This window comes from Mesorhizobium sp. M7D.F.Ca.US.004.03.1.1 (assembly GCF_003998635.1).
In the GTDB taxonomy this organism is placed as follows: domain Bacteria; phylum Pseudomonadota; class Alphaproteobacteria; order Rhizobiales; family Rhizobiaceae; genus Mesorhizobium; species Mesorhizobium loti.
Window position 1 is genome coordinate 1 of sequence record NZ_RZQG01000707.1, and the last position, 3182, is coordinate 3182.

Consider the following 3182-nt stretch of genomic DNA (forward strand, 5'->3'; position numbering starts at 1 on the left):
GGCCTACTGCATGAGCCGGGTTGGCAACGCCATCATCGCCGAGCGGCAGCGCAAGATCTACGATCGCGTCCTGGCGCAAGGCATCGAGTTCTATCATTCGACCTCGTCATCCGACCTGATCACCCGCATGACCAACAATGCCCAGGCGGCGCGCAACGTGCTCGACCTCATCGTCACCTCCTATGTGCGGGATCTGGTGACCTTGATTGCCCTGGTGCTGGTCATGATCGTGCAGGAGCCGTCGCTGTCCCTGATTTGCTTCATCGTCGGCCCCTTGGCTATCTACGGGGTCAACCGCATCCTGAAGCGTGTTCGCAAGTTCGCCGCAATGGAGTTCCGCTCGGTCGGTCAGATCGTGCAGGTGATGCAGGAAACCGCAATCGGCGTGCGCGTGGTCAAATCCTTCAACCTCGAAGGCATGATGCGCAAGCGCATGTTCAAGGCCGTGTCGGACGTCGAGGACAGGGCCAACAACATCGCTTCGCTGGAAGCGATCACCAGTCCGGTGATGGAGACGCTCGCCGGGCTGGCAATCGCGGGCGCCGTGCTGGTCAGCGGCCTTCTGGTGCTGGAGGGCGGCCAGACACCGGGCGGCATCATGGCCTTCATCGCGGCGCTGCTGCTCGCCTACGAACCGGCAAAGCGCCTTGCCCGCGTGCGCATCTCACTGGAGAGCGGCATTGTCGGCGTGCGCATGATGTTCCAGCTGGCCGACGAGCCGCTGACGCTGGCCGAGAAGCCGGATGCAAAGCCGCTTCTGGCCGGACCGGGCGAGATCCGGTTCGACGCCGTCAGCTTCGCCTACCAGAATGGCCCGCCGGTGTTGAACCGGTTCGACCTGACCCTTGCGCCCGGCAAGATGACGGCGCTGGTCGGGCCTTCCGGCGGCGGCAAGTCGACTGTTCTGAACCTGATCATGCGCATGTACGACCCGCAGAGCGGCAAGGTGCTGTTCGACGGCCAGGACATTTCCCATGCGACGCTGGCGTCGCTGCGGGAAAAGATCGCCTATGTCAGCCAGGACACGTTTCTGTTTGCCGGCACGATCATGCACAACATCCGGCTTGGGCGTCAGGACGCGACCGACGATGAAGTGATCGCCGCCGCCAAGGCGGCCAACGCGCACGATTTCATCCGCGCGCAGGCGAAGGGCTACGACACCGAAGTGGGTGAGAACGGCGCGCTGCTGTCCGGCGGACAGCGCCAACGGATCTCGATCGCACGCGCCATGCTGCGCAATGCCGAGATCCTGCTCTTGGATGAAGCGACCAGCGCACTCGACGCCGAATCGGAAGCGCTGTTTCGCGATGCGCTGCAGCAATTGACGGAAGGGCGCACGACGATCGTCATCGCGCACCGTCTGTCGACCGTGCACCAGGCCGACACCATCGTGGTGCTCGAAGCCGGCAAGGTGATGGAAAGCGGCCCGCACAAGAGCTTGCTCAAGCAGGGCGGGCTCTATCAGAAGCTTTATGAGTATCAGTTGATGCCGTGATGGTGTTCCGGATGTGGGCGCCATGCCCTGATCCGGCCCTTCGGGCCACCTTCTCCCCGAGGGGAGAAGAGATCGTCAACGCCGGCGCCTGCCTCTTCTCCCCAGCAGGGAGAAGGTGGCCGCGAAGCAGCCAGATGAGGGAGCCTCTGCGCAACCCCTACTCCGGCACGAACCTCACCGCGCCCTTGGCCGCGCTGGTCGCCATGGCGGCATAGGCGCGCAAGGCTGTCGTCACCTTGCGCTTGCGCTTTTCCTCGGGCTTCCAGGCCAAGGTGCCCTTTGCCTCCATCGCCGCCCGGCGGGCAGCGAGTTCTGCGTCATCGACAGCAAGGCGGATACTGCGGTTCGGGATATCGATCTCGATCGTGTCGCCCTCTTGCACCAATCCTATCAGGCCGCCCTCGGCGGCTTCCGGCGACGCATGGCCGATCGACAGGCCCGACGTGCCGCCGGAGAAGCGGCCGTCGGTGACCAGCGCGCAGGCCTTGCCGAGGCCTTTCGACTTCAGATAGCTGGTCGGGTAGAGCATTTCCTGCATGCCGGGGCCGCCGCGCGGCCCCTCATAGCGGATGACCACGACATCACCGGCCTTGATCTCGTTCGACAGGATCGCCTTGACGCTCGAATCCTGGCTTTCGAATACGCGGGCCGGGCCGGTGAACTTCAGGATCGATTCATCGACGCCGGCCGTCTTCACGATGCAGCCGTCGAGCGCCAGATTGCCTTTCAGCACGGCAAGGCCGCCATCCTTGGAAAAGGGATGTTCGACTGACCGGATAACGCCTTTCTCGCGGTCGAGATCGAGTTCGTCCCAGCGGCGGTCCTGGCTGAAGGCGACCTGTGTCGGCACGCCGCCAGGAGCCGCCAGGAAGAAATCGCGCACGCTCTGGCTGGTCGAGCGGGAAATATCCCAATGGTCGAGCGCGTCACCCAGCGTTCGCGTGTGCACGGTCGGCAAATCGCGGTTGATCAGGCCGGCATTGTCGAGCTGGCCGAGGATCGCCACGATGCCGCCGGCGCGGTGAACGTCTTCCATATGAACGTCGGACTTGGCTGGAGCAACCTTGCACAGCACCGGCACCTTGCGCGACAGCGCGTCGATGTCGTCCTGATCGAAGTCGATCTCGCCCTCATGCGCGGCGGCCAGAATATGCAGCACGGTGTTGGTCGACCCGCCCATGGCGATGTCGAGCGTCATGGCGTTCTCGAAGGCGCCCTTCGAGGCGATGTTGCGCGGCAGCGCCGTCTCGTCATCCTGCTCGTAATAGCGCTGGGCGAGATCGACGATCAGATGGCCGGCCTCGACGAACAGCCGCTTGCGGTCGGCATGCGTCGCCAATGTAGAACCGTTGCCGGGCAGCGACAGGCCAAGCGCCTCGGTCAAACAGTTCATCGAATTGGCGGTGAACATGCCCGAGCAGGAGCCGCAGGTCGGGCAGGCCGAGCGCTCGATGACCTTGACGTCCTCATCGGAGATCTTGTCGTCGGCGGCCGCGACCATGGCGTCGACGAGGTCGAGCGCCTGCGTCTTGCCGGCCAGCACCACCTTGCCGGCTTCCATCGGCCCGCCGGAAACGAAGACGGTCGGGATGTTGAGGCGCAACGACGCCATCAGCATGCCGGGCGTGATCTTGTCGCAATTGGAGATGCAGACCATGGCGTCGGCGCAGTGCGCGTTGACCATGTA

At 64.1% G+C, this 3182-nt stretch carries 2 protein-coding genes; one reads left to right on the forward strand and one right to left on the reverse strand.

What is annotated here, in order from left to right:
• A partial coding sequence (locus EN935_RS28390) for an ABC transporter ATP-binding protein (RefSeq protein WP_164771398.1) occupies positions 1 to 1495 on the forward strand: 1495 nt, incomplete at its 5' end.
• Positions 1496 to 1652: 157 nt separating this feature from the next.
• Here EN935_RS28390 and ilvD read toward each other — a convergent pair.
• Positions 1653 to 3182, reverse strand: a 1530-nt coding sequence (ilvD, locus tag EN935_RS28400; RefSeq protein WP_127373855.1) for a dihydroxy-acid dehydratase, incomplete at its 5' end; no start/stop codon positions are given.